4 protein-coding genes are annotated in these 6,148 nt (G+C 42.2%); 3 read left to right on the top strand and 1 reads right to left on the bottom strand.

Annotated elements, in window-relative coordinates:
• From ACYVTD_RS09155 to ACYVTD_RS09145, 3 genes are all read left to right on the top strand, one after another.
• Positions 1–188, top strand: a 188-nt coding sequence (locus tag ACYVTD_RS09155; RefSeq protein ID WP_461247474.1) for a hypothetical protein, incomplete at its 5' end; no start/stop codon positions are given.
• Positions 178–2,391, top strand: a complete 2,214-nt coding sequence (locus ACYVTD_RS09150; protein ID WP_461247473.1) for an LPXTG cell wall anchor domain-containing protein — start codon at positions 178–180, stop codon at positions 2,389–2,391. The genes ACYVTD_RS09155 and ACYVTD_RS09150, both read left to right, overlap by 11 nt.
• Before the next feature lie 43 nt (positions 2,392–2,434).
• The gene (locus ACYVTD_RS09145) at positions 2,435–3,130 is read left to right on the top strand and encodes a hypothetical protein (RefSeq protein ID WP_461247472.1); all 696 of its coding nucleotides are present in this window, start codon (positions 2,435–2,437) and stop codon (positions 3,128–3,130) included.
• 25 nt (positions 3,131–3,155) lie between these two features.
• On the opposite strand, the gene uvrA is transcribed toward ACYVTD_RS09145, so the two are convergent.
• A complete protein-coding gene (gene uvrA, locus ACYVTD_RS09140) occupies positions 3,156–5,966 on the bottom strand; it encodes an excinuclease ABC subunit UvrA (RefSeq protein ID WP_461247471.1) in 2,811 nt (936 codons plus the stop codon).
• Between the last annotated feature and the right edge of the window lie 182 nt (positions 5,967–6,148).

Genomic DNA, 6,148 nt, shown 5'->3' with positions numbered 1-6,148 from the left:
CTACTTTGTGCGACAAAGTAGGCAAAACGTGGGGCGTTCCGGATCGCCCCACGCCCCCAAACGGCTCCTGCGGAGGGCTAGAACCAAAATTTATTCGGCAATTCATCGCCGAGGCGTTGCGAAGAGAGGAATGCGATTATATAAAGGATGCGGAAAAGATGATTGGGAGAGATTATTATGCAAGGTAAAACTGTTTTTGATAACTTCAAGAGAGTAGGATGCAAATGCCTATCTGTTTTGTTGTGTATAGCTCTTTTTGTTTCTATTTTGCCTGCGGGTTTAGTTTTGCCAAAAGCTAAAGCTGCTGTTGAATATATTGCGTTAAATCCAGCGCCAGGGACACCGGGCGGGACATTGGAATGGAACAATGGGTTTACTGCGCCGGGGAGTGGTGTGGTGGCAAGGATGAGGGTTCGTGATGATGCGGAAACAGTTGAGAAAACATTGAATCGAGACAGCAGGTATTCTCGGGACGGTGTCAACTGGAGCGAAAAAAACGATGTGATTGTAATTGAGCCAAACGAAGTTGTTTTTATTTATACTCCAAAAGGAGGTTTTACAAGTAATAGTGGTCTGGTTGTAGTGTTACCAAATGTTAAGGCAGATGTGGATGTTTCTTGTACGCCGAATCAAAAAGATTTTGGCGCATACTTTTTAGTTAGTTATGCTCGTGATTGTTCGTCCTTGATGTCTTTAGGAGTGCCCGATACTTCTAGTTTTTCTCATTCTGGACAGAGTTTTATGCATACTTACGCATATGGTTGTTCGGGGCTTACTTCACTAGGGGTTCCCAACACATCAAACATGAGCTATGTGGAAAGTGATTTTATGACTTATTATGCATTTGGTTGTTCCAGTCTTGTGAGGCTAGATGTACCAGATTTATCAAACATTGTATTTGGCAATCTCAATGGTCAAAGTTATTATTTTATGGTAGGGTATGCAAGAGGCTGTAGCAAATTAACCAAACTTCCTATGCCGGACACTTCGAAATTCACTAGTGGAGGAGAACAATTCATGTCTCAATATGCATATGATTGCAGTTCGCTGATTTACCTGGATGTGCCGGATACATCAAATATTACTAAAACTAGCACAGGATTTATGAGTCATTATGCTTATGGAGCGCGTTCGCTTAAAACAGTTAAGGTTCCAGATACATCAAAAATTACCGATGTAGTGAATTTTATGAGTATGTATGCTGGCAATTGTATATCAGCTGAAGTGGTATATTTGCCAGATCTGTCTAGTGTTTCCAAAGCGACTGGCACCATTATGGATGGTTATTCACTATATTGTGAAAATTTGAGCACATATGTGGCCACGGGCGGTGTGGGGCTCTATTCAACAAAGAATATTGATTTTGCTCGTAGTCCTGGCACGGGGTCGTCGAATAAATTGCAAATCGTTGTTCCAGCAGAATTCGAAAGTGATTGGAAAAATCTAATTACTAGTGGAAAAACATTGTTTACAAATGGGATTAAAAATGCAGATGATGTTATTGCAAAGCGTATGGAGCCCTGCACTATAAGCACCCCTGAAGTTCGCGAGGAATTAATTTATACAGGAGAGCAAATAGAATTGTTGACTACTGCTCCAGTTTCTGATTTTGGTGAAGTTGTTTATGCCGTTAGAAAAGCAGACGAGGAGGAGCCTTTGAAAGAAGACGGAGCATACTCTAGTGCCTTTCCTGCAGCCACTGAGCCAGGAGAATATATTGTATATTATTATGCTAAGGCGCCAAATGTAGTTTTTGAAGACAGTGAAATTCAAAGAACATTGGTTTTGAGAATTGTTGTCGAACCTGAGCCGGAGCCGACTCCTACGCCTGGGGCAATTGGTAGCGATGGGGAAGATCCGCCTCCGCCAAACAATGGTGCGCCCGATGAAAAACCGGTTATAACTATACAAATCAATGATATAAATGCCTGCATAGGCGACGAGATAGTCTATGGCTACACGTGCGTTGGGTTGTTGGATGGACATGTTTTCGAAGACGTTATTTTTGGAAATATAATTTATTCTGTTGATGGTGGAGATGCAATAGTGATTGCGACAGAGCCTGGCGAGTTTGCAATAACTGGAACGGGGCTAATTAGCGACCTATACGACATCGAAATTTTGCCGGGAAGATTAACTATTGAGCCAGCGGAAACGAACGGGCAAACAGACCCTGAAGAACCGCCAGCAACTGAGCCTGACGAGCCTGTAGAACCCGTAGAGCCGTCTGCTGAGGTTCCTGAAATTGCAGTTGTAACAAACGAGGAAGAAGAGGAAGCAGACGTGCCGAAAACAGGCGATGCCAACATGATGCTAATTTCGCTAACAAGTTTGCTTGCGATGGCAGGTATTGCAGCATTAAAAAAACGCAAAAAAGAGGATATGAATTGACAAAATATGTAAAATTTGGTATAATGTATGCAATGGGGGAGTTATGGGCATACGAAAAGAAATGTTGCTTTTGCCGACCTGCGATATTTGCAACGGGCGGTACTTAAATGAAGGGTTGATGCGCGAGTATAGCCTGCGGCAACTTGAAAGCATAAGATATATTTTAGATGATAGCAAGATCTATATCGGCGGGCGGGCTATGACGTTTGAGCAGAGTGTGCAAGCCATTATGGGGGCTGATGTGCTGTTTCTGGATATGGATGGGATGCTGATTAGGGGAGACACTGAAATCGCTGATGTGGTTAAGCAGAGCGTGGATATATATGCACCTGAAAAATTTTTGGCGGGATTAAAACAGCTTGGAATTCGTTGGGTGGATGATTTTTATTGCAAAGAGCTTGAGTTTACATTTGATGACGGAGAGAGCTATGCGAAATCGCCGTTGATCGGCGTTATAAAATTGGCGCAGGCGAGCGGGCAGTTAGGATTGGATATTGTTGAGCGGGCGGCGTTGGAAGTGACGTGCGAAACAATGCTGACGGATTTAGCGAACATCAATCCAGAATTGAATTATAATAATATTGACACTTTGGACAGCTGTATATATGAGTGGAGCGATATATATTGCAGGAAACTTAATTTATATGGCAGAGTTTATGAAAATATCCAAAATATGCCGGAGAATGCGAAGATTGCGGAAAGGGTTGAGAAGATGATGAGGCAGACTTTGACGATATAAACAAAAAAAGGGCTTTTGCCCTTTTTTATAGGTGTTTTTTCAGATATTTGCCTGTGTAGCTTTTTTTGTTTTCAGCGACTTCTTCAGGTGTGCCCGTTGCGATTATTTCACCACCACCATCACCACCGTCAGGACCTAGGTCAATTATATAATCGGCTGTTTTGATGACATCGAGATTGTGTTCGATAACTACGACTGAATTGCCAGAATCGACAAGCTTGTTTAAAATTTTGATTAATTTTTTAACATCGGATATATGCAGCCCTGTTGTTGGTTCGTCGAGGATATAGATTGTGCGTCCTGTGCTGCGTTTTGATAGCTCTGTTGCGAGTTTAACTCTTTGTGCTTCACCGCCCGATAGCGTTGTTGCGCTTTGACCGAGTTTAATATACCCTAATCCAACGCTATTTAGAACCTCTAATCTTTTGGCGATTCTAGGAACGTTTTCAAAGAATTTGAGAGCGTCCTCGACTGTCATTTCCAACACTTCGTATATGTTCTTGCCTTTATATCTCGCCTCTAGGGTTTCGCGGTTATAACGCTTGCCGTTGCAGACTTCGCATGGGACATATACATCTGGTAGAAAGTGCATTTCGATTTTTGTTATGCCGTCGCCTGAGCATGCCTCGCATCTGCCGCCACGGACATTGAAGCTGAATCTTGATGCTGTGTAGCCTCTTGTTTTCGCGTCGTTTGTTGCGGCGAAAATATTGCGGATGTCTGTGAAAAGACCTGTGTATGTTGCGGGGTTACTGCGCGGAGTTCTGCCTATCGGTGATTGGTCAATCTCGATTACTTTATCTAAATGCTGCAAACCTTTAATCTCTTTATGTTTGCCACCGGTAGTAGATGCTCGGTTTAATTTATTTGCAAGTTCTTTATATAGAATTTCTGTTATGAGGCTGGATTTTCCTGAGCCGGAAACGCCTGTGACGCATGTTAATACACCTAGAGGGATTTTAACATTTTGTTTTTTTAGATTGTTTTCTTCCGCGCCTATCACCTCGAGGAAATCGCCTGTGCCTTCGCGTCTTGATTTTGGAGTTTTGATTTTTTTTATGCCGGATAAATATTGACCAGTAAGGCTTTTTTCTTCTAACATAATCTCGTTTATATCACCTGTCGCTACGATGTTGCCACCATGGATGCCTGCTCGAACACCGACATCGACTATAAAATCGCTCGCTCGCATGGTGTCTTCGTCATGCTCCACTACGAGAAGTGTGTTGCCTAGATTGGTCAGCTCGCGCAAGGTTGCGATTAGACGGTCGTTGTCTTTTTGGTGTAGCCCAATCGAAGGTTCGTCGAGCACGTATAGGACTCCGGTTAATCCTGCTCCAATTTGGGTTGCTAAGCGAATTCGTTGTGCTTCTCCGCCTGAAAGAGAACCTGATGAACGCCATAGAGTTAAATACGATAGCCCAACATCGACCAAGAATTTTATCCTTGAGCGGATTTCTTTTAGTATTTGTCTTGCTATGTGTTCTTCTTTTTTCGTTAGCTTGATATTATCGAAAAAATCTTTTGCGTCGGCTAACGAGAGTTGGCAGATTTCATAGATATTTTTCTTGTTGATCAAGACGGCGAGAGCTTGCTTATTGAGCCTTTTGCCGCCACATTCATGACAATGGCTGTGTGTCATATTGCTTTCTATATCTGCGCGCATCCAACTCGAATTCGTTTCTCTATGTCTTCTCTCTAAGTTTTTAATTACGCCTTCAAATTTCGCGTGCCAGACGCTCTTGTTTTTACCGCGTTCATAATCGATTTTGATTTTTTCATCGCCTGAGCCATAGAAAATAACATCCAGGATTTCGCGTGGGAGATCTTTTAGTGGTGTGCGTATGTCAAAATTATAGTGCTCGGCTAGTCCTTTGAAATAGCTTGATGCTACATCGCCAAAGCTCCAGCCGCTTGCGCCGATAGCTCCTTCATATAGCGAAAGGTTCCAATCTTTGACTATTTTATTTTCGTCGATTGATACGACTTCGCCTAACCCTGAACAAACGGGGCATGCGCCGAAAGGGTTGTTAAATGAAAAATTACGGGGATCTAACTTTTCTAATGAAATCCCGCAATCGTTGCAGGCGAAGTTGGTTGAATATAGTTTTTCTCCGTCGCCAATTATATCGACAAGAACTAGCCCGTCTGAGTTTTTTAGGCAAGTTTCGATGCTATCGGTTAGGCGCTTTGTTATATCTTTTTTAATTACAAGTCTGTCTACGATTACTTCGATACTATGCTTTTTTGTCTTAGTTAGGGTGATATCGTCATCTAGCTGCTTGTCTTCGCCGTTGATTCTAACTCTAGAGAAGCCTTTTTTACGGAGTTCGGCTATCAGTTTTTCGTGCGTTCCTTTTTCTCCGCGAACAACTGGTGCGAGCAATCTGATTTTTGTTCCTTCGTCTAGGGTTAGAACGTTGTCGACGATTTGGTCCAATGTTTGTTCGTGGACTTTTTTACCGCAATTAGGGCAATGTTGAATACCGATTCTTGCATATAATAGACGAAGATAATCATAAATTTCCGTGATTGTGCCGACGGTTGAGCGAGGATTATTGTTTGTGCTTTTTTGGTCGATTGAAATCGCAGGGGAAAGCCCAGAGATATGGTCAACATCTGGTTTGTCAATTTGACCTAAGAATTGGCGGGCGTAGGCTGAAAGGGATTCGATATAGCGACGTCTGCCTTCGGCATATATTGTATCAAAAGCGAGGGAGGATTTCCCTGAACCGGATACGCCTGTTATAACTACAAACTTATTTTTTGGAATTTTCAGCGAAACATTTTTAAGGTTGTGTTCTCTTGCGCCTTTTATCTCAATGTATTCTTGCATAATTTTATCTTTCCCCTTCGTTTAAGCAATTATTTATTCTATCACAAAAAAAAGGGAAAAGTCAATGTGTTTTGCTGCGAATTATTTGAAGAGCTTGAGCCTTTCTGTGAAGCCGAAAATTTTGCCGAGAGCGGCAGAAAGAGGAATTAGAATTATTATTGAAAAAACGGTTGATACATATG

It is taken from the genome of Treponema sp. R6D11 (genome assembly GCF_054786075.1).
Note: the sequence above shows the minus strand (reverse complement) of the source record. Positions and strands in the feature narration are given on the sequence as shown.